Source organism: Parvularcula oceani (genome assembly GCF_000733125.1).
Classification (GTDB): Bacteria; Pseudomonadota; Alphaproteobacteria; order Caulobacterales; family Parvularculaceae; genus Parvularcula; species Parvularcula oceani.
In genome coordinates, this window is record NZ_JPHU01000005.1 from 142,963 (window position 1) to 163,089 (window position 20,127).

Genomic DNA, 20,127 nt, shown 5'->3' on the forward strand with positions numbered 1-20,127 from the left:
AGGGGCCGCCAGGCCGGAACCGCGACCGGATGCGCCGCCTCTTCGTCGCGGCGGCCTCGCTCGCGGCGATCATCGGCATGTCGCTGTTGTCGGGGTTTCTCGCCTTCGCCTTCTCGATGCCGCGCGCGACCGAGGCGACGCCCGCCGCGCTGAAGGCCGCGGCGGGCTCCATCCCGCCCGAGGCCCGCGGCATCGTCGCCCTGACGGGCGGGGCGGGCCTGAGGATCGAGGAGGCGCTGCGCCTTCACGAAGCGGGCATCGGCGACCGCGTCCTGATCTCCGGCGTGAACCCGCAGATCACCAAGGCCGATCTCGCGGGCACCGGCAGCGCGGCCGTCCTCGAATGCTGCGTCGATCTCGGCCCCTATGCCCGCACCACCAAGGGCAATGCGCTCGAAGCGCGCAGCTGGCTGCGCAGCCATCGCTACGAGCTCGTCTATCTCGTCACCTCGAACTTCCATCTCCAGCGCGCCCGCGCCGAGATGGAGGAACTGGCGCCGGAACTGGTCGTGATCGGCGTGCCGGTGGACAGCCGCACCGTGCCCGAGCGGGGATGGATCGCCTCTCCCGCCGCCTGGCACGTTCTCGCCTCCGAATACGCCAAGCTCCTCTTCATGCGCCTGCGCTCGGTGGTGGAGCCATGGTGAAGCTGCGCTCCTGGCTGTTCGCGGTATGGATGTGGGGCTCCGTCCTGGTGCTCGGCATCTTCTTCCTGCCCGCCCTCGTCCGGCGCGACTGGTCGCTCGCCGCCTCCAAGATGTGGGCGCACACGGTCCTCTGGGGCCTCAGAGCGATATGCGGCCTCGGCTATGAGGTGCGCGGCCGGGAGAACCTGCCGCGGGGCGCGGGCCTGCTCGCGGTCAAGCATCAGGCCATGTGGGAGACGCTCGCCATGACGGCCCTGCTCCGCGAGCCCTGCTTCGTCCTCAAGAAGGAACTCGGCCGCCTGCCGCTTTTCGGCTGGTATTGCCGCGCGAACGGCTTCGTCTTCGTCGACCGCGCCGCCGGCGCCAAGGCGCTGAGAGGCATGGTGGACCAGGCCAGGGCCGCCGCGGCGCGCGGCGCGCAGATCCTGATCTTCCCCGAAGGCACCCGCACCGCCGTCGGCCAGCAGGTGCCCTACCAGCCCGGCGTCGCGGCCCTCGCCAAGGCGCTGGACCTGCCCTGTACGCCCGTCGCCCACAATGCCGGCGTCTTCTGGTGCCATCCGGGCAGCCTGCGCAGGCCCGGCACCATCACCGTCGAAGTCCTGGCGCCCATTCCGGCCGACACGCCGAGGCCGGCCCTGATCAAGGGGTTGCAGCTCGCCATAGAGCCCGCCACCCGCACACTCGAAGCTCAGGCCGTGGCCCGAAGAGGCCCCGCCTGCGAAGGAGACTCCGCCGCGTGACCACGACAGAACAGGTGCGGCGTCCGCGCCGACGCTTCCTCGCCGTCTTCGCCGTCGCCCTCACCCTCCTCGGCGCCTATACCGCGCTGTGGGTCTGGGGCGCAGGCGTCATGCGCGACGAGATCGATGCGTGGATCGCGGCCGAACGGCGCGCCGGGCGCACGGTGTCCCATGGCGATATCCGGGTCCGGGGCTTCCCCGGCACGCTGCGCGCCGTGATCGACGCGCCCTCCTGGGCCGAACCCGGCGCCTGGTCCTGGCAGGCCGAGAGGCTGCTCGTCATCACCCTGCCCTATGACCCGCGGCGCCTGATCCTCGCGCCGCGCGGAGAGCAGTCGGTGACCTATCTCGAAGAACGCTTCGCGCTGCGCGCCGACGATCTGCGCGTCGGCCTCGAAGAGGATCTTCTCGCGATCGAGACCAGCGGCCTGAGCGCGGAGGGGCGGACCGGCACGCTCGCCCTCGCCAGCGGCCGGGCCAACTGGGTCCGGAACGAGGACGGCTCGGCCGTGCTGGGGCTTGCGACCGAGAAGATGGAATTGCGCAGCGAGACGGGCACCGTCTACCTGCCTTACGTCAATGCGGCGCTGTCGGAAGCGGCGGGCCGCCGCGATCTCCTGACGGTCGATGCCTTCTCGCTCGCCGCCGCGCCCGGGCGCGAGGTGAAGCCGGCGCTGGTCGCGGGGGACGGCTCGCTCATCCTGCAGACGAACGGCTATCCCGAAGGACGCGTCAATCTGCGCCTGCGCAATCCGGTGCCGCTGATGATGGTCCTTGGAAATCTGGGTGTCGTGCCCGCCGGGCAGGCGCAGGATACGGGGCGCCTGCTCGCAGGTCTCGCAGGCGGCGAGAACGACGAGCTGGCCCTGCCCCTGATCGCAAAGGACGGGGCGCTGCGCATCGGCCCCGTCCCTGTCGGCAGGCTGCCGCGCCTGGCCTACTGAACGCGGCCTTCGACAAAGGCTTCGGCGGCTCTGAGGAAGGCGTCATTCGCCTCCTCCGATCCGATCGAGACCCGCACATGCTCGGGGAGCCAGGCGCCGCCGACGGCGCGGACCATGACGCCTTCCTTCTCGAGGAAGGCGAGGAACTCCGCCGCCTCCTCGGCCCGCGCCTCGGGGCTGTCGCCGCGCATGTGCAGGAGAAGGAAGTTGGCGTGGCTCGGCACGATGCCGAAGCCCCAGCCCGCGACCCGCTGGCGGACCCGGTCGCGCTCCCGCCGATTGTGCTCCCGGTTGCGCTTCACGAAGTCCTGATCGCCCACCGCCGCCTCGGCCGCCGCGAGGGCCGGCGCGTTGACGTTGAAGGGGCTGCGGATGCGGTCGAGCACCTCGATCATGGCGCGCGGCGCATAGCACCAGCCCACGCGCAGGCCGCCGAGGCCGTAGATCTTGGAGAAGGTGCGCATCATGACGACGTTCTCGGTGCCATCCGCGATGCTCTCGGCGACGAGGTCGGCGCCGTCGGTATAGCTCTCATCCTCCATGTATTCGGCATAAGCGCCGTCGAGGACGAGGATGACGTGCTCTGGCAGTTCCTCGCGCAGGCGGCGGATCTCGCTCGCAGGGATGACGGTGCCGGTCGGATTGTTCGGGTTGGCGAGGAAGACGAGCTTCGTGTTCTCCGCGACCGTGGCGAGGATCTTGTCGACATCGGCGTGAAGGTCGGTTTCCTCGGCGAAGAGCGGCTCGGACCCCGCCGCCTTGGCCGCCAGCCAGTAATAGGAGAAGCCGTGGCGCGTCTGGACGATCGATGCCCCCTCGCCCGCATAGGCGCGGATCAGGAGCGCGATGATCTCGTCCGACCCTGCGCCGATGAAGAGGTTCTCCGCCGGCAGGCCGTGGAGGCCGGCCAGCGCCGCCTTGAGGGGCGCGGCCGAGCCGTCGGGATAGTATTCGAGGATGGGCGTCGTCTCGGCGAAGGCGTTCATCGCCGCCGGGGCGGGCCCGAGGCCGCTTTCGTTCGAGGACAGCTTGTAGATCTTGCGTCCTTCCTTCGGCTCGCCGGCTTTGCCGGGCTTGTAGGGGACGATGTCCATCAGGCCGGGGCGGGGTTCCGGTCTCATGCGCGGGGCTCCGATGCTGCTTCGCCCGCCCTATAGGCAGGATCGCGTCCGGTTTCGATGCCGGAATGGGGCTGACGGGCCGCGAAAATGCGCAGGACCGTCAGCGCTAGCATCTGGGACAGAACGCCGAGCGCCGAAGAGAGCGCCGTGATCCGGTCGATTCCGCCATCGAGATCGAACAGCATGGTGGCGAGGTGGAAGAGCGTCACGATCCACCACAGCTCGAGGATGACCCCCCGCCGCGGCGGGTCCGGCCGCGCCGCGGCGAGCAGGGCGCGAAGGTCCTGAAGCGGCCGGACGAGGTTCATGCCGGGAAGAAAATAGGCCCAGACGACCTGCGCCGGCGTCCGGCCGAAACCGCGCCCCTCGACAAGAGCATTCTTCACCGACCAGTCGAGCCACCGCATCCAGGTCACGCAGCCGATCGGTATGGCGAGCGCGAAGATCCAGAACGAGCCGAGATAGAGGTGGCGGAGCAGGCCGCGCTCTCCACCCGCATCCGCCGCCACGCGGCCGGGTGCCAAGACTTCGAGCGCGAAGGTGAAGCCGTGCAGGACGAGCTGGACCAGGAGCGCGCCGGTCATCACGGCGAACAGCGTCTTCAGGCCGCGCGGATAGCCCTGCGCCCTCAGCTTCGCGATCCGCTCCTCCTCCGCCATACCTCTCCTCCGCATTGCCAGCCGCGCCCTGGGGCCCTAACCCCGTGCGGGGCGAGGAAAGGACTCCGGCACCGTGACCAACACCGGCGCGGGCGGCCTGTTGCCGCCGGGCGAAGGCGAAACTGCGCGGCTGGGCGCGCTCTCCCTCGATAGCGGCGTGACGCTGCCCGAGGTCACCGTCGCCTACGAGACCTATGGCGCGCTCAATGCCGACCGCACGAATGCAGTGCTCGTCTGCCATCCGCTGACAGCGGATCAGTTCGCCGGAAGAGAGCATCCCGTCACCGGCAAGCCCGGCTGGTGGGAACGGCTGATCGGACCCGGCAGGCTTCTCGACACGGACAGGCTGTTCGTGATCTGCCCGAACGTCCTCGGCGGCTGCATGGGCTCGACGGGGCCCGCGAGCATCGATCCCGGGACGGGACGCCCCTATGGGCTGAACTTTCCCGTCGTCACCATCGGCGACATGGTCAGGGCGCAGGCGGCGCTGCTCGATGCGCTCGGGATCGACCGCCTGCTCGCGGTGGTCGGCGGCTCGATGGGCGGCATGCAGGCGCTGACCTGGGCGGCGCGCCATCCCGAGCGGGTGGCCAATGCCGCCATCATCGCCTCGGCCGCCCGGCACACGCCGCAGAACATCGCCTTTCACGAGGTCGGGCGCCAGGCCGTCATGGCCGATCCCGACTGGAGGGACGGGACCTATGCGCCCGACGAGCCGCCCCGCCGGGGCCTTGCCGTCGCGCGGATGACGGCGCATGTGACCTATCTGTCCGAACCGGCCCTCGAAGCGAAGTTCGGGCGGCGCTTCCAGAACGGCAGCGCGCCGGGCTTCGGCTTCGACGCGGATTTCCAGGTCGAGAGCTATCTGCGCCATCAGGGCAAGAGCTTCACCGACCGCTTCGATGCGAACAGCTATCTCTACATCACGCGGGCGATGGATTATTTCGATCTCGGCCGCGACTGCGGCGAGGATGAAGGCGCCCTCGCCCGCTGCTTTTCGGGAACGAAGACACGCTTCCTCCTCGTCTCCTTCACGTCCGACTGGCTCTATCCGACCGCCGAGAGCCGCCGCGTCGTCCGGGCGCTTCACGGCGCGGGCGCGGAAGTGTCCTTCGTCGAGGTCGAGAGCGACAGGGGCCATGACGCCTTCCTGCTCGAGGAACCCGAGCTCGACCGGGTGCTCGGCGGCTTCCTCGCCGCGGCGATGCGGGGAGCGGGGCTGTGACGACGCGCTACGACCTCATCGCCGCTCTCGTGGAGAACGAGGCCCGCGTGCTCGATGTCGGCTGCGGGGACGGCTCGCTTCTGCGGCGGCTCGGAGAAGAACGGCGCGCGCGCGGATACGGGCTCGAACTCGACGCCGCGCTGGTGGCGCAGGCCGTCTCCTCGGGCCTGTCCGTCGTCCAGGGCGATGCCGACACCGATCTCGGCGACTATCCCGCGGGCGCGTTCGACACCGTGGTCCTGTCGAACTCCCTCCAGGCGCTGCAATCGCCCGTGGCGGCTCTTCGCGAGGCCCTGCGGGTCGGCCGCGGGGCAGTCGTGTCTTTTCCGAATTTCGGCCATTGGCGCGTCCGCACCGATCTTCTGACCTCGGGCCGCATGCCCGTCTCCAAGGCCCTTCCGGCGAAATGGCACGAGACGCAGAACATCCATCTCTGCACGGTGCGCGATTTCGTCGAGTTGGCCCGCGCCGAAGGCTTCGTCATCGAAAAGGCCTTCGGCATCTCCTCTGGCCGGGCCCGCAGCTTCTCACCCGGGCGGCCGGGCCGGGCGAACCTCACGGCTCAGGAAGCGGTGTTCCTGCTGCGCTCGAAGCGCTGACGCCGGGCGGGCCGCAGCGCGCCCGGCGCGAAGACGGGGCGGAAGACCTCGGCCTTGCTGCCGCCGATGGGCACCGCCATCGACTTGCGGACCTCGATCAGGTTGACGCCCGCCAGATTGGGAAAGAGCCAGGGCAGGTTCCAGCTCTCGATCATATTGCCCAGACGCTCCCAGGCGCCGGCCACCTTGAGCAGCGCCTCGTTCTGGATGGGCGGGAAATGCAGCGCGCTGGCATAGGCGGTCGGCGCGAACATCGCGCCCTGCAAGAGGTTGTCGAGCTGCCTGCGGCTATAGGGCCGGCCGGCGCCGAAGGGCGTCGTCTCCGCGAGCGCCCAGGGGCCGCGCCGGTTGGCGCAGACGACGATCATGAGGCCGTCATCGGCCAGAACCCGCCAGGCCTCGCGCAGGACCCGCCGCGGGCCCGCGACCTCTTCGAGGCCGTGCACGATCAGAAGCCGGTCGATGGACGCATTGGGAAGCGGCCAGAGATGGTCGGCGACGAGGCAGCTCGGCACGCCCTCGTCGAGCGCCACGCCCGTTCCTTCGGGCACGAGAGCGGCCAGGCGCTCGGCCTCGCGGAAGACGGGCAGGAAGGGCGTCGTATAGCCGAACCCCGCCACGCGCAGGTTCTTCGCAGGCCCCCAGGCCTCGAACAGCTTGGCGGAGATATGATCGGCGGCGAGGCGCCCCAGCGCCCCGTCATAGAAGCCGATCATGTCCGAGACAGCCGTGCGCATGCTCGCTCGCTCCGCAACCGGCCCTGGGTTAAGACGCCCTCACTCGCGAAACAAGGAGGCCTCCATGCGGCACGGCTCTCTCATCGTATACCAGTTTCCCTGCCTGCGGGACAATTACGGCTTCCTTCTGCGGGACGAGGAGACCGGCATGGTCGCCGCCGTCGACACGCCGGACGGCGAGGAGGTCGCACGCCAGCTCGACGCGAAGGGCTGGGGGCTCAACCTGATCCTCAACACCCACTGGCACGCCGATCACACGGGCGGCAACGAGATGCTCAAGGCCCGCTACAAAGCGCGCATTCTCGGCCCCGATGCCGAAGGGCAGCGGATTCCGGGGCGCGATCAGGCCCTGCACGGGGGCGACGAGGTCATGATCGGCAAGCAGCGCGCCCGGGTGATCGAGACGCCGGGACACACGGCGGGGCATATCGCATTCGTCTTCGACGAGGCGGGCGCGGCTTTCGTGGGGGACACGCTCTTCTCCCTTGGCTGCGGGCGCCTGTTCGAGGGCGAGCCTGCGCAGATGTGGCAGTCTCTGAAGGCGCTGAGGGACCTGCCGCCGGACACCACGATCTATTGCGCCCATGAATATACGGCGGCCAATGCGCGCTTCGCGGTCAGCATCGACCCGGACAATGCGGCGCTGCAGGCCCGCAAGGCCGAGGTCGACCGCCTGCGCGCGGAGGACAGGCCGACCGTTCCGGTCAGGCTTGCCGACGAGTTGCGCACCAATCCCTTCCTTCGGGCGGACGATCCGGCCCTCGCCGCGAGACTGGGGCTCGAAGATGCGGCCCCGTGGGAAGTGTTCGGCGAGATCCGGCGCCGCAAGGACAATTTCGGCTAGGCTTCCTCGGAGACCAGCCGCGCCACCTCGCGCGCCGTCAGCGGGGCCAGGAGGACGCCGTTGCGGTGATGGCCGAGGGCGAGGATCAGCCCCTCGGCCCATTCGCTGCGGCGTATGATCGGAAGGCCATCCTCGGTGCCGGGGCGGACGCCGTCGAAGGTGGCGGTGACCTCCGCCTGCCTGAGAGCGGGCATGAGCCAGCAGGCCTCGTGCCACAGCCCCGCGGGCGCGACATCCGAGGGCCGCTCCTCTTCGGTCGCGCCGACATAGAGCCGGCCGCCCGCCTTGGGACAGAGATAGACGCCCGGAGAGCGGACGACGCGCGGAAGCGAGACCGGCGGCGCGTCGATCAGGAACGCCCTCCCCCGCACCGGCACGAGGGACACCGTGGGATCGAGGCTGGCCGCGCCGGTGGCGAGCACCGTTCGCCGCGCTAAGTGGCGGTCCCCCGCCACCGAGCGCGCGCCGGCGACCCTGCCATTCTCGCATATCAGGCTTCCGGCCTGCCCGGTCACGCAGGAAACGCCCGCCTCCAAGCAGGCAGCGGCAAGGCGGCGCAGGAGGCGGCGCGGGTCGACCTGTCCTTCGTCGGGCAGGAGCACCGCCCCCGGGGCCTCGATGCCTTCCGGAACCGGCGCGGGGTCTCCCGGCAAGGCGCGCGGCGGGAAACCGACGGCCAGAACGCCGCTCCTGTCATAGTCCAGCTCGTCCGCCGGATCGGCACTCAAGCCTGCGGCGAACCCGTCCCAGAGTTCCAGGCTCTCGCGCCCGAGGCTGCGCAGGGCCCGCACGCCCGCATGGATGCCTTCGCAGGACGGGCTCAGCATGCCGGCGGCCGCATGGCTCGCACCGGGCCGCTCATCGGCCAGCAGCGTCACCGCCGCCCCCTGCCGCGCGAGCACCAGGGCTGCGCTGAGGCCGATCACACCGCCGCCGATCATCAGGACATCGCTCATGCGGGCTCGTGTCGACCGCTCGCGCGGCGCTGGCAAGGGCGTCAGCGCACGCCCTTGAGGAGCGCGGTCTTCTCCCGGCTGCCGGCCGAGGAGCCGAAATAATAGTTCACCACCGCCGCGGTCATCGTGGCCAGCGCGCCGAGCATGATGGAAAAGGCGGGCTCGGCCTGCGCGGGAAGCTCCTGCGCCAGCATGATGCCGAGAACGCCGAAAAACCCCGTAATGACGCCGAATCCCAGAATTGCGGGCGTGCGGTCCTTCAGCGCGACCTGCCGCTCGCGGGCGCTGGCGCGGTCCTCGGCGGCGATCCGCTCCGCCTCCCGCTGCGCTTCGAGCACGGCCTTGCGGAATTCCGTCTCCGCCGCCCGGGCCGCCAGGAGCGCCGCCGGATCGCGTGCGAGGAGGCGCTCCTCGAGCGCGCGGGGCGGGCTTTCCGCAGCATCGCCGAGGACGGCGCGGCTGAGCGTCTCGGCGGCGGCGCCGGCGAGCGGGCCGCCCAGCGCCCCGGCCAGCGTCGGCGCGACATCCGCTATCGCCGCGCCGATCCGGGCGAGCCGCCCCGGCTTTTCGTCCTTCTTTTCGTCATTTTCCATTCGCACGGCGCATTCCTCCTCGCTTTCGCCCGCCGAGCGTAGTGCGCGGGGAACACGCGGGGATAAGCACATGGAGGAAGCGCTACTCGTCGCGCGCGAACGGCTGTAGGGCCGACCGGACCATGGCAACCATCATCGACCTTCACGGCCTGAGCGTCCTGCTCGCGCTTCTCGTCCTCGCTGCGGGCCGCCTCGGCCTTCTGGGCCAGCTGGCCAACCGGCCCGTGACCCTGCTCGGCGCGGGCATTGCGGGCGGCTTCCTCTATCGCCGGTTCGGCCTGCCGACGCCGGACCCCGAAGCCGTGCGCCAGGCGGCGCGGCTCGGCCTGGCCGTCCTCGTCTTCATGGCAGCCCAGCAGTGCCGCCTGAGCCGCTTGCCGCGCCTCTCTCCAGCCGCCCTGCGCCTCGTCGTGCTGGCCGCGCCCTCCCTGATCGTCGCGGGGGCGGGCGTGGTGTTCGCTCTCCTTCCCGGGCTCGGCCTGTGGTCCGCCATACTCGTGGGGACGGTCCTGCCGCTCGGGGTCGGCGGCGGCGACGAGCGGGAAGTGCTGCGCGCGCCGATCGCCAATGCGACCAAGCGCACCGTGCGCCTCGACAGCGCCCTGAGCCTCGTCCTGATGCTCCCCCTCGCCCTCCTCGTCGAAGCGGCAGGCATCGCGCCGGCGCCCTATGCGCCGTTTTCCGAGAACGTCCTCTACGAGGCCTTCGCCGGCGCGGCCGTGGGCGGCACGCTCGGCCTTCTGGCGGGGCGGCTCCTGCCGGTGCGGGGCGCCCGCCTGCCCGCCGCGCCGCTCTTCACCCTCGGCGCAAGCTATGCCGGGGCGTTGCTCCTCGGCTTCGACGGCGTCCTGGCAGCCGCATCCGCCGGGCTCCTCTATGCGCAGGAAGCCCCGCTGCGGGGCACGGCGCGGAGCCGCCTCTTCGAAGCGGGCCGCCAGTGGTGCACGCCGCTCGCGGTCTTCGGCCTGGGCGCGATCCTGGGGCCGAGCCTCTTCCAGGCCGATCTCCTGGTCTGGCTCGCGGCCCTGCTGCCGGTCCTGCTCCTGCGGGGCATCGTCCGGTCGGCGGCGCTCGGCGCGGTGGATGCGCGGCAGGAGGACCGCACCTTCCTCAGCTGGTTCGGCGGCGCCCCGGCCGCGGGGGCGGCTCTTCTCGTGCTGAGCCTCTTGGGCAGCCCCTCCGTGGCGGCGCAGGAAGGCGCGCTGGGCGTGGCGGCCGTCTCGGTCTTCGCCGGGATCGTCGTGACCCGGCTGTCGTCGAGGCCGCTGGTCACGCGCCTCGTCCACCAGACCGCCAGGGCCCGCAAGAGGCGCTATATAGCGGCGTGAGACTTGCAGCGGAGGGCGCCATGCCGGAAACCGTCAAGCTGCGTATCGAGAACGGCATCGGCCGGCTGACCCTGGCGCGGCCCGATGTCCGCAATGCGATCGACGACGCGGTCATGGCCGAGATGTCGGCCGGGCTCGCCCAGCTCGCGCGGGCCGATGCGGTCCGGGTCGTCGTGCTGGATGCCGAAGGCGACGCTTTCTGCGCAGGCACGGATGTCAGCTGGATGGAGCATCTGGCAGCGGACCGCCAGGCCGACGATGCGCGCCGCCTGGCGAGCCTCCTCTACCAGCTTCGCATGCTTCCCAAGCCGCTCGTCGCGCGGGTGCATGGCGCGGCGATCGGCGCAGGCGTCGCGCTCGCCGCCTGCGCCGATATCGTGGTGGCCTCCGAAGACGCCTTTTTCGCTCTTCCCGCAGTGCGCCTGGGCGCGGTGCCGGCGGTGATCGGGCCCTTCGTCATCGAAGCCATCGGGTTGAACCAGGCGCGCCGCTATCTCCTGACGGGCGAGCGCTTCGACGCGATGACCGCGCGGCGCTTGGGCCTTGTTCATCTCGTCTGCCTTCCCGCTCATCTCGAGGAGACGCTGGAAGGCGTGCTCGCCGACCTTCTGGAGGCGGGTCCCCACGCCCTGCGCGAAAGCAAGCACCTTCTGACGACCTATGGGCAGCACCCGCTCGACCAGCAGCTCCTGCAGGAGGCCGCGAAGATCAGCGCCCGCGTGCGCAAGGACAGCGAAGCGCGGGAAGGCTTGGCGGCCTTTCTGGAGAAGCGTCCGCCGAGCTGGCTGCGCTGAAGCGGCGAATCTATTAAGAACGCCTTAACCATGCGGGCGGAGATAGAGAATCGGGGAATCACGATCCGCCTGAACCGGCCTCGCCTGTCGCCGGAGGGAGTGCCGAGTGATCATGTCAGCGCAAGATACAGAGCAGGATCCGGTCGTGGTCAAGCTTCCGACAGAGCCGGGTGAGGGGAACGAAGCTTCGCCGCAGCCCGCTTCCGCCGCTCCCGAAGCCGAAAGCGCGGCCCTGCCTGCCGCTCAGGCCTGGCGGGCGACGAAGCTGCTGGCGGGCGGCCTCCTGCTCGTCTGGCTCGTCGCCTGGCCCGTCGGCACGATGTGGGCCGAGGCGGCAGCCACGGGCACGTTCTCCTTCCGGCTCGGCTATTCGTTCGACGTGCTTCTTCTGGCGCTGACGACGGCGTCCCTCATCCTGGGCGCGGGCTTCGCCCTGTCCATGGGCCTGCGGCTGGAGGACAGCGCCGAGCGCCTGCGCCTCGCCGCCACGGAATTCGCGGGCGGCTTCGGCCCGCGCGGCACCACCGTCCGCCGCGAGGTCTCGCAGCTGAACGACGACATCGACACGGCGCTCGAACGCCTCGCCCGGGCGGAAAGCCTGATCAGGGCGCAGGTCAAGGCGATCGATAGCGCCGGCGTCGCGATCGAGACGGGCGCGGTGAAGAGCACCGAGCGGCTCGAGGCGGAGCGCCGCGCGCTGATGAACCTGACCGAAGAGATGAACCGCGAGGCCGAAGCCTTCGCCGCCAAGATCGCCGAACGCACGCAGGCGAGCCGGACGCAGCAAGAGGACGTCCATGGCCGCATCATGGCGGCCGAAGAAGGGCTCGACGGGCAGATCGGGCGGCTGGAGGAAGTCTCCTCGCGCTCCGCCGAGCGCTTCGAGACGCTCGCTTCCGCCATGGCCGAGCGCAGCGACGCCCTCAAGAGCACCGCCGACCAGCAGAACGACGCCGCCTCCAAGATCGAGGACAATGCCGCCATCCTGGCCCGCGCCCAGTCGGAGCTTCAGGATCAGTCCGCGCGCCTCGAGGCCCTGATCCGCGATCAGCGGCGCCGCGCCGACCGCCTGGCCAAGGCGATCACCGACCAGACGTCCCGCCTGACCCGCATCGCACCCAAGAAGGCGCCCGAACCGAAAGGCCGGGCCTGGCGCGAGATCCTGTCGAACGTCGAGAAGAGCCTGCACACCGATCCCGCGCCTGCGCGGATTACGGATGGCGGCAGGAAGGCCGGGGCGGACGACCTCATCGACGCCATGCAGCGCTTCTCGCTGACGATCAGGACGCAGCTCTATGGCGGCCCCGCCAGCGACGAGCTCGCGCGCTTCGAGAAGGGCGAGCGCATGCTCTTCGTTCGGCAGCTCGTCGCGGAGGAGCCCGAAGACCTGCGTCAGCGCGTTGCCACCGAAGCCGGGCGCAATGCCGTCTTCGATGCGGCGGTCCGCGACTTCCTCTCCGACTTCGACACCCTCCTGGAGCCGCTATCGGCCGGTCCGGACGGCGACGAAGCCATGGCGGAATATCTCAAGGCGCCCCTCGGACGCCTCTACGTGATGGTCGGCACGGCGCTGGGCCATTTCGACCGCAAGGACTGAGGCCCGCTCAGTCCGAGAGGGAGTCCGCCCGCCCGCGCGAGCGCGGGTTCGCCTCGCGGTTCCGCAGATCCTGGCGGACCAGCGGCTCGCTCCAGGCGATGGTCTCGTCGGCTGCCCGCTGCGCTGCCGTGTTGAGCGCGAGGACCGCTGCCGCATTGCCGGCGCCGTCGACGGGCTGTTCGGCCTGGAAGACCCGGCTGCCGAGCGTATTGCCGCGCCGGTCGAGCAGGCGGGCGCCATAGGCGACGACCGCACGCCTCTGCCCGCCGGTGCGGTCGAGATTGAGCGCGCGGATATCGGTCTGGAGCGTGTAGTCGGAAACGGGGATCGCCACGCGGTCCCCCACCCCGCCGAACAGGCCGGTATTCTCGAAGCGGCGCTCGAGAAAGCGGCCGAGCAGGAGCGGCGCCCGGTCGGTCCACTCCGCCTCGGCGAGATATTCATATTGCAGCGGGCTCGTCAGGACCGCCACGTTCGAGGTGTTGAAGATCGCCTCGGACCGCGGATCCGCCACGGCGAGGGTGACGGGCAGCATGTCGCTCGCCGCAGGCCGCGGCGCCCCGGCATCGAGCGTGAGGCGCGGCGACAGGTCGCCTCCCTCCGGCAGCAGGGAGACGCAGGCCGACAGGCCCAGCGCCGCGAAGCTCGCGCTCAATATCCCGATTGTCTTCATGTCCGTCCTCCCGGCCTTCCGCCGTCCGTGTCCGTTGATCCGTCCGCTGCGCCTCAGTCGGCCGTGGTCGGCCGTCCCTCGCCGAGAAGGAAGCGCGCCGGGTCGCGGTCGATCTCGAGCAGCACGCTCTCGGCGGTGCTCACCAGCCGGCCCGCCCGCGCGATGACGCCGACGGCCGAGCCGAGGCCCTGCTGCGCGAAGGCGTCGATGGCCGGGCGGTTCTCGTCGACGATGTCCTGGATGTCCGCGACGAGCACGTTCGCGCTCTGCGCGGCGCTTTCGATCTCGCGCAGCGTGCCGGCGATGTCTTCCTCGACCAGTGTTCCGGTGCTGGCGACGATGGAATTGATGCCGTCCACCGTCTGGTCGAGCTTCTCCGCATTGCGGCGCACGACGGCGGTGGTGACGGCGACATTCTCGACGATCTGCTGGATCTCGCCCTCATTGTCGGCGAGCACGTCGGTCAGCGCCTCGATGTCGTCGAGGATGCGTCCGATGGTGGCGGCGTTGTCCTGGTTCAGGATGGAGCTGACATTCTGGAAGATGTCGCCGGCCGAAGCGATGGCCGCGGCGATGCCCGCCGCCTCTCCCTCGATGATCGGCACGCGGCGGCGGCTGACATCTTTGATCAGCGGCGCATCCGCCGTCCCGCCGACGAGCTGGATCAGGGCGAGGCCGGTCACGCCGACGAGATCGAGCTGCGCGCGCGTGTTCACCTTGACCGGCGTGCCGTCATCGAGGCGGATGCGTGCGATTACGCGGCTGGGGTCGTTGGGCGCCAGGCGCAGATCGCTCACCTCGCCCACGACGATGCCGTTGAACTGCACCGCGGCACCGACCTGCAGGCCCGACACGCTCTCGTCGAAGACGACGTCGTACTCGTCGAACTCCCGCTCGACGCTGCCGAGCCAGAGCGTGAACAGAAGGGCGAGGATGATCCCGCCCAGCATGAAGCTGCCGATCAGGACGTAATGGGCACGTGTTTCCACGGTCGGGTCTCCTTTCTCGTGTCAGGCATGCTGCCGGGCGGTGCCGGCAGCGCCCTCCGTCGAGGCCAGGGCGGCGCGGCCGCGCGGGCCGCCGAAATATTCCTGAATCCACGGATGGTCCGTCCGGCGCACCTCGTCCGGCGTACCCACCGTGATGACTTTCTTCTCCGCGAGAACCGCGATGCGGTCGCAATCGTGATGCAGGCTGTCGAGGTCGTGCGTCACCATGAACACGGTCAGGCCGAGACTGTCCCGGAGGCTGACCACCAGCTCGTCGAACTGATGCGCGCCGACGGGGTCGAGACCGGCCGTCGGCTCGTCGAGGAAGACGATCTGCGGATCGAGCGCCAGCGCCCGTGCGAGCGCGGCCCGCTTGCGCATGCCGCCGGACAGCTCGGATGGATATTTCGCGCCGGCCGAGGGCGGCAGGCCGGCGAGCGAGATCTTCATCGCCGCGACCTCCTCGGCCAGACGGTCCGAGATCTTCAGGTGCTCGCGGAGCGGCGCCATCACGTTCTGGGCGACCGTCATGGAGGAGAAGAGTGCCCCGTCCTGGAACAGAAGGCCGATATCCTGGTTCAGTTCGGCACGCTCTTCCTCGCTGAGGTCGGTCATGTCGTGATGCAGCATCTCGATGCGCCCCGCCTGCGGCTTCCGCAGGCCGACGATCGTGCGCAGGAGAACGGACTTGCCCGTGCCCGACCCGCCGACAATGCCGAGGATCTCGCCCCGGAACACGTCAAGATCGAGATTCTCGTGCACCGTGAAGTCGCCGAAGCGATTGACGAGGCCGCGCACCCGGATGACCGGATCGCGGTTCGGCGTCGGGGGCGCGATGGGGACGCTGCTCATATGTCGAGCTCCAGGAAGAACATGGCGAACAGCGCATCGATCAGGATGACGAGGAAGAGCGACTGGACGACCGCCGTGGTCGTGCGGCGGCCGAGCTCCTCCGCGGAGCTTTCAACCATCATGCCGTGATAGGAGCCGACCACCGCGATGACGAAGGCGAAGAACGGCGCCTTGACCAGGCCGACGAAGAGATTGCTGACGGTGACGATCTCCTGGGTCCGGTTGACCCAGAGGACCGGCGGGATGTCGAGCACGGCCCAGCCGGCCAGCCCGCCGCCGAGCATGCCCAGAAAGGCCGCGAGGAAGGCCAGCACGGGCATGACGAGAACCAGCGCCAGCGTGCGCGGGATGACGAGGGCGTCGAGCGGATTGATGCCCATCACCTGCATCGCGTCGATCTCCTCGCGCAGCTTCATCGACCCGATGGCCGCGGTGAAGGCGCTGCCCGAACGGCCGGCGATGAGGATGGCGGTGAGGAGCACGCCGAATTCCCGCAGGACCGAGATGCCCACCAGTTCGACGGCGAAGACCTCCGCGCCGAAGGCGGCGAGCACCGTCGCGCCCATGAAGGCGACGACCGCCCCGATCAGGAAGGACATGAGGCCGACGATCAGCGTCGCGTCGAGACCGGCCTCCTCCATGTGGTGGACCATGGGCGTCGGCCGGAAGCGCGAGGGCCGGGCGATGGTGCCCCCGAGCCGCGCCACCACGGCGCCGACGAAGCTGAGGATGTTGAGCGCCTCCGCCCCCGCCGACACGGTGGTCCTGCCGAGACGCTCGAGGACGAGCATGAAGGAAACCCGCCCGTCCCCGCCGAGATCGCAGGGCTTGAGGTGGCTGCCCGCCTGCTTCAGCAGCGCCTGCGCCTGCGCGTCGGCGCCATCGAACCCCTCCAGGAGGTCGTCCCTCTCGGCCTGCTTGCCGCAGTCGCGCATCGTGCGCTGCAGCACCATGGCCCCGGAGGTGTCGAGTTTTTCCACACCGGAGAGATCAATGCGCAGGCCGCCGGCGCCGCCGCGCTTTTGCACGAAGCGCCGCAGGTCGCCGTCAATGCTCACCAGGCCGCCTTCCAGCGTCCAGGCGCCGCGCGCGATGAGGCGCTGCACGGGGCCGTCCTGCAAGGCTTCGAAGCTGGCTTTGGCCATACGGGTTGGAGACACTCTTCTTTGCGGCGCTAACTCAGCATTCACCGTGCCATAGGAAGCTGAACGGGCCATGAACACTTGAAACGGGGCCCCGATCCGGCATGGTCGAACGACGCTTCGCCGTCCGTCGCGACCACCGTCCGTCGCCGCTCCCAGAGTCACTTAGGGGTTCGCCTTGATCGAACAACGGTTGCAGCAGCGTTTGCGCCTTCTGCTGATCGCGCCAGCTGTCCTCATCGTCCTGATCGCCGCCCTGGCGGTCACGACGGCCCGCGCGCCCGGCCAGCAGCCGCGCGAGGCGCTCTTCGACCTCTTCGCGCGGCTCGAACCGCGCCCCGCCATGGACCGCCGGGACGTCGCCATCATCGAGATCGACGAGGAGAGCGTGGCGCGGCTCGGCCCCTGGCCCTGGCCGCGGACCGCCCTGGCCGAGCTCGTCACGGCCGCCGAGGAAGCCGGCGCGCGGGCCGCCGTGGTCGCCGTGCCGACCGAAGGCCCCGACCCCCTCTCGCCCGAGGTCATCGGACGGTACTGGCTCGACGAGGCCCGAGGCGAGGACGAGGCAGCCCGCGTCCTGGCGGAGCTTCCGGGCAATGACCTCGCCCTCGCCGCCTCTGCGACCGGCCTGCCGACGGCGCTCGGCGTCTCGGCCTCGGTGCCAGGCACGGATGCGGCGCCATCCTGGACCCGAACCGATGCGGCGGCTGCGGAATGGCTCGAAATCGCCGGAGAGGACGCCTCCGGCTATCTCGCTCTGCCCGCGGCGCGGCCGGTCGGCGCCTTCACGCCCGCTCTCGAAGGCGCGGGCATCCCCGCCGTCATCGGCCTTCCTGCCGACCCGGACGGCGTCGTCCGCAGAACGCCGCTCCTCTGGGCGGTCAACGGCGCTCCGGCGGCCTCGGCGGGGCTGGCGCCGCTCGCCGCCGAGACGCCGCTTCGCGCCGCGCCCGCCCGCAATCGGCTGCGCGTCGGGGGCAGCCCGGTCAGGGCGCTGGCCGCCGAAGATGCCGTCCTGCCGCTCGGGCCGCGCGGCGATCTGCGCCTGTGGCTTCCCGCGGACACCGACGTGCCCACCGTTCCGGCCTGGCGGGTCGTGACCGGCGGCGACCGCTGGACCCAGCCCCTCGAGGACCGCATCGTCTTCATCGGCCAGTCGGTCACGCCGGATGCGACCGTGCAGACCGCGCGCGGCCCGATGGGGCTTGCGCGCGTGCACGCCCTCCTGGCCGAGCAGGCCTCGCTCGGCGCGGCGCCCGTCCGGCCGGTCTGGGCGGGCGCGGCCGAAGCGCTTCTCGCGCTTCTCCTGGGCGCGCTCGCCGTCGCGGCCGCCCTGTTCCTGCGTCCGGCGCTGGCGGTGGTCTTCAGCGCGTTCTTCTCGGTCCTGTGCCTCGCCGGAGCCTATTTCGCCTTTACGTCGAACAGCCTGCTGCTCGATCCCCTGCCGGCTGTCTTCGCGATGGCGGGAGGCCAGCTCGGCATTCTTGCAATGGTCCTCGGCAACATGCTCGTGCGCGACGATGCGGTGCGCGGCGCGTTCCACGGCGCGCTTCCGGCGGCCACGATGGAGAAGCTGCAATCGCGGAAGGGCGCCCGCCTCCTGCGCGGCGCCCGGCGGGAAGTCACGGTCCTGTCCGCCGCGCTGAGGCTTCCCAAGGAGGTCGTGCGCCGCTTCGAGGGGCGTCCCGATGACTATATCCGCTTCACCGCCTCGGCGAACGATGCGCTGCGCCGAACCATCCTCGCCCATTCCGGCACCGTCGATTTCGGTGAGAACGGGCAGCTCCTCGCTTATTGGAACGTGCCCGAAGCCTCGGATGCCCATGTCGAGCACGCCTGCGCCTGCGCGCTCAGGATGATCGACGACGTCAACCAGCTCGCCGACAACATCCAGGCTTCGGCCCTGGCCGGCGGGGCGGGAACCGATGAAGGCTTCGCCGAGAGCACGATCGAGATCGGCCTCGCCTCGGGCCCCTGCTTCGCCGGGCCCGTCGGGATGGGCGCGCGGAACCGCTATTCGGTGATCGGGGACACGGTCGCGCTGGCGACGCGGCTGCGGGCGCGCTCCTCCCTCTACGGGCCCTCGATCGTGACGGACGACGTGGTGCATGACGCGCTCCGGCACCATTACGCCTTCCTGGACCTCGATCTCGTCCGCCTCGGCGAAGACGGCGAGCCGAGAGGCGTCTACGGCCTCGTCGGCAATCCCTTCCTCAAGGCCTCGAAGGCCTTCCGCACGCTCGCGGACACGCAGCGAGAGCTTCTGCTGACCTGGAAGGCGGGCGACCTGAAGGGGGCGACCCTGCAGCTCCAGCGCCTGCGCGCGACGCCGGGCGTGCCCGATGCCTATGTCGACCTCTTCGAGGAGCGGATCGCGCGGGCGAGGGCCGAAGAGGCGAGCCCCGATCACGGCCGCTGGGACGCGGCCGAGACGATCATCCTTTAGCGGCCTGCGCGGCGAGGCGCGGCGCGGTGGTGCCATCCCACCGCGCCCGCAGCGCCAGCGCCAGGCCGAGCCCCACCGCGCCCATGCCGCCCATGCCGAGATAGGCGAGGAAGGGCGCTTCGGGCTCGAAGATCTGTCCGGCCAGCATGGCCGCGCCCCCTGTCATCGCGCCTATGCCCAGGGTCGAGATGACGGTCATGGCGGTGGACTGATAGGTCTCGGGCACGGCGCGGCCGACGAACTCGATCGTGCCGAGATAGGTCGCGGTGAAGGTCAGGGCGTGCCCGACCTGGAGAAGGAAGAGGACCGGCAGAGGCGGCGACAACCCCGTCAGCGGCCAGCGCAGGACCGCGCCGAGGCAGCCGAGCGCGATCAGCATGGCCGGGTCGATGCGCGTCAGCAGCGCCCTGCCCCGCAGGAGGACCACGATCTCGACCAGCACCCCGACCGTCCAGAGGACGCCGATCAGCAGGCTCGAATAGCCAAGGGCCGACCAGTGCAGCTCGGAGAAGGTGTAGTAGACCGCATGGCTGCCCTGGCAGAGCCCGGAGGCGAACAGCATGAGGAGGAAGCTGCGCGACCGGAAGAGCCGGCCCGCCTCCTTCAGATTGGGCCGCTCCCGCCCCTCCGCCGGCTGCGGCGCCGGCGGCAGCATGAGCGTGCTGAGGAAGAGGAGGAGGCCGGTGGAGGCCAGCCAGACGATCACCGCCCCGTCGCCGCCCGCCGTGATCACCGCGCCGCCCGCGAGATTGGCGACGATGAAGGCGGCCGAGCCGATGCCGCGCGTGCGGCCATAGACGAGCTTGCCCGCCCTGTCCGCGCGCAGCACGCCCGCATCGATCAGCGGCATGGCGAGGCCGAAGAGGAAGAGGAGGAGGATCGCATCCATCGCGATCACGCTCGGCGGCACGTCGAACAGGAGGAGGATCGCGCTGAGGAACAGCCCGAGCGCCACGAGGCGCAGGGGCGTGCGCGGATCTCTCGCGCTTTCCGCCCGGTAGGCGAGCGCCGGGGCGAGGAGCAGGCGGAGGACCAGCGCCCCGCCCGACAGAAGGCCGATCGCGGCCGCATCGAAGCCGCGGGCGTCGAGCCAGCCCGGCAGGAAGGGCAGCTGCACGCCGAGAAAGAGGAACAGCGCGGCATAGATCGCGCCGAAGGATTGAGCGGAAGTCATGGAACGCCGTCTATTCTGCCAGCCGGCCGCACGATGCCGGCCCGCGCTGCGCTAGCGTCCGCGA

Annotated in this window: 20 protein-coding genes; 10 read left to right on the forward strand and 10 right to left on the reverse strand. The window is 70.4% G+C overall.

Annotated elements, in window-relative coordinates:
- The first annotated feature begins 29 nt into the window (after positions 1–29).
- From IE88_RS0107650 to IE88_RS0107660, 3 genes are read left to right on the forward strand one after another with little or no spacing between them, the layout of a single operon-like run.
- Complete coding sequence (locus IE88_RS0107650; RefSeq protein ID WP_051881648.1) at positions 30–647, forward strand: YdcF family protein; 618 nt, start codon at positions 30–32, stop codon at positions 645–647.
- Positions 641–1,390 carry a lysophospholipid acyltransferase family protein gene (locus IE88_RS0107655; RefSeq protein WP_036766821.1) on the forward strand — a complete coding sequence of 250 codons (750 nt, stop codon included), beginning with the start codon at positions 641–643 and terminating at the stop codon, positions 1,388–1,390. Before IE88_RS0107650 ends, IE88_RS0107655 begins: the two co-directional genes overlap by 7 nt.
- Positions 1,387–2,334 carry a DUF2125 domain-containing protein gene (locus IE88_RS0107660; protein ID WP_031552488.1) on the forward strand — a complete coding sequence of 316 codons (948 nt, stop codon included), beginning with the start codon at positions 1,387–1,389 and terminating at the stop codon, positions 2,332–2,334. Before IE88_RS0107655 ends, IE88_RS0107660 begins: the two co-directional genes overlap by 4 nt.
- On the opposite strand, the gene hisC is transcribed toward IE88_RS0107660, so the two are convergent.
- Together hisC and IE88_RS0107670 are read right to left on the reverse strand one after the other, a co-directional pair.
- Entirely contained in the window at positions 2,328–3,455 is a 1,128-nt protein-coding gene (gene hisC / locus IE88_RS0107665; RefSeq protein ID WP_031552490.1) for a histidinol-phosphate transaminase, read from the reverse strand. The two genes, IE88_RS0107660 and hisC, sit on opposite strands and share 7 nt — an antisense overlap.
- Positions 3,452–4,114: a DUF4328 domain-containing protein gene (locus IE88_RS0107670; RefSeq protein ID WP_031552492.1), complete on the reverse strand. Its 663-nt coding sequence runs from the start codon at positions 4,112–4,114 to the stop codon at positions 3,452–3,454. Before IE88_RS0107670 ends, hisC begins: the two co-directional genes overlap by 4 nt.
- Before the next feature lie 97 nt (positions 4,115–4,211).
- Here IE88_RS0107670 and metX point away from each other — a divergent pair, with 97 nt between their 5' ends.
- Complete coding sequence (gene metX / locus IE88_RS0107675) at positions 4,212–5,339, forward strand: homoserine O-acetyltransferase MetX (RefSeq protein ID WP_051881690.1); 1,128 nt, start codon at positions 4,212–4,214, stop codon at positions 5,337–5,339.
- Complete coding sequence (gene metW, locus IE88_RS0107680; protein ID WP_031552499.1) at positions 5,336–5,938, forward strand: methionine biosynthesis protein MetW; 603 nt, start codon at positions 5,336–5,338, stop codon at positions 5,936–5,938. Before metX ends, metW begins: the two co-directional genes overlap by 4 nt.
- Here metW and IE88_RS0107685 read toward each other — a convergent pair.
- Positions 5,902–6,675, reverse strand: coding sequence for a class I SAM-dependent methyltransferase (locus tag IE88_RS0107685; protein WP_051881649.1), 774 nt, complete (start codon positions 6,673–6,675; stop codon positions 5,902–5,904). The two genes, metW and IE88_RS0107685, sit on opposite strands and share 37 nt — an antisense overlap.
- A gap of 64 nt (positions 6,676–6,739) precedes the next feature.
- On the opposite strand from IE88_RS0107685, the gene gloB reads away from it, so the two are divergent.
- Positions 6,740–7,519 (forward strand): hydroxyacylglutathione hydrolase, encoded by a 780-nt coding sequence (gene gloB, locus IE88_RS0107690; protein WP_031552506.1) that lies wholly within the window; start codon positions 6,740–6,742, stop codon positions 7,517–7,519.
- On the opposite strand, the gene IE88_RS0107695 is transcribed toward gloB, so the two are convergent.
- Both IE88_RS0107695 and IE88_RS0107700 read right to left on the reverse strand, forming a co-directional pair.
- Positions 7,516–8,475 (reverse strand): NAD(P)/FAD-dependent oxidoreductase, encoded by a 960-nt coding sequence (locus IE88_RS0107695; protein ID WP_031552509.1) that lies wholly within the window; start codon positions 8,473–8,475, stop codon positions 7,516–7,518. The genes gloB and IE88_RS0107695 overlap by 4 nt on opposite strands.
- Positions 8,476–8,516: 41 nt before the next feature.
- Positions 8,517–9,068, reverse strand: a complete 552-nt coding sequence (locus IE88_RS0107700; RefSeq protein WP_051881651.1) for a hypothetical protein — start codon at positions 9,066–9,068, stop codon at positions 8,517–8,519.
- Between the two features lie 122 nt (positions 9,069–9,190).
- On the opposite strand from IE88_RS0107700, the gene IE88_RS16465 reads away from it, so the two are divergent.
- From IE88_RS16465 to IE88_RS0107715, 3 genes are all read left to right on the forward strand, one after another.
- The gene (locus IE88_RS16465) at positions 9,191–10,396 is read left to right on the forward strand and encodes a cation:proton antiporter (RefSeq protein WP_036766825.1); all 1,206 of its coding nucleotides are present in this window, start codon (positions 9,191–9,193) and stop codon (positions 10,394–10,396) included.
- Between the two features lie 20 nt (positions 10,397–10,416).
- A complete protein-coding gene (locus IE88_RS0107710; RefSeq protein WP_031552515.1) occupies positions 10,417–11,190 on the forward strand; it encodes an enoyl-CoA hydratase-related protein in 774 nt (257 codons plus the stop codon).
- A gap of 112 nt (positions 11,191–11,302) precedes the next feature.
- A complete protein-coding gene (locus IE88_RS0107715) occupies positions 11,303–12,787 on the forward strand; it encodes a coiled-coil domain-containing protein (protein WP_156032487.1) in 1,485 nt (494 codons plus the stop codon).
- Between the two features lie 7 nt (positions 12,788–12,794).
- Here IE88_RS0107715 and IE88_RS0107720 read toward each other — a convergent pair whose 3' ends face one another.
- The 4 genes from IE88_RS0107720 to IE88_RS0107735 are packed head-to-tail and all read right to left on the reverse strand — an operon-like array spanning position 12,795 to position 16,446.
- Complete coding sequence (locus IE88_RS0107720; RefSeq protein WP_031552521.1) at positions 12,795–13,460, reverse strand: ABC-type transport auxiliary lipoprotein family protein; 666 nt, start codon at positions 13,458–13,460, stop codon at positions 12,795–12,797.
- A gap of 53 nt (positions 13,461–13,513) precedes the next feature.
- Positions 13,514–14,449 carry an MlaD family protein gene (locus IE88_RS0107725; protein WP_031552524.1) on the reverse strand — a complete coding sequence of 312 codons (936 nt, stop codon included), beginning with the start codon at positions 14,447–14,449 and terminating at the stop codon, positions 13,514–13,516.
- A gap of 21 nt (positions 14,450–14,470) precedes the next feature.
- Positions 14,471–15,301 (reverse strand): ABC transporter ATP-binding protein, encoded by an 831-nt coding sequence (locus IE88_RS0107730; RefSeq protein ID WP_051881653.1) that lies wholly within the window; start codon positions 15,299–15,301, stop codon positions 14,471–14,473.
- Positions 15,298–16,446 (reverse strand): MlaE family ABC transporter permease, encoded by a 1,149-nt coding sequence (locus IE88_RS0107735; RefSeq protein ID WP_051881655.1) that lies wholly within the window; start codon positions 16,444–16,446, stop codon positions 15,298–15,300. The genes IE88_RS0107730 and IE88_RS0107735 overlap by 4 nt, the downstream gene beginning before the upstream one ends.
- A gap of 175 nt (positions 16,447–16,621) precedes the next feature.
- Here IE88_RS0107735 and IE88_RS0107740 point away from each other — a divergent pair, with 175 nt between their 5' ends.
- Positions 16,622–18,889, forward strand: a complete 2,268-nt coding sequence (locus tag IE88_RS0107740) for an adenylate/guanylate cyclase domain-containing protein (RefSeq protein WP_081871516.1) — start codon at positions 16,622–16,624, stop codon at positions 18,887–18,889.
- Here the strand turns inward: IE88_RS0107740 and IE88_RS16470 are convergent.
- On the reverse strand, positions 18,879–20,063 hold the full coding sequence (locus IE88_RS16470; RefSeq protein WP_036766828.1) for an MFS transporter: 1,185 nt from the start codon (positions 20,061–20,063) through the stop codon (positions 18,879–18,881). The genes IE88_RS0107740 and IE88_RS16470 overlap by 11 nt on opposite strands.
- Between the last annotated feature and the right edge of the window lie 64 nt (positions 20,064–20,127).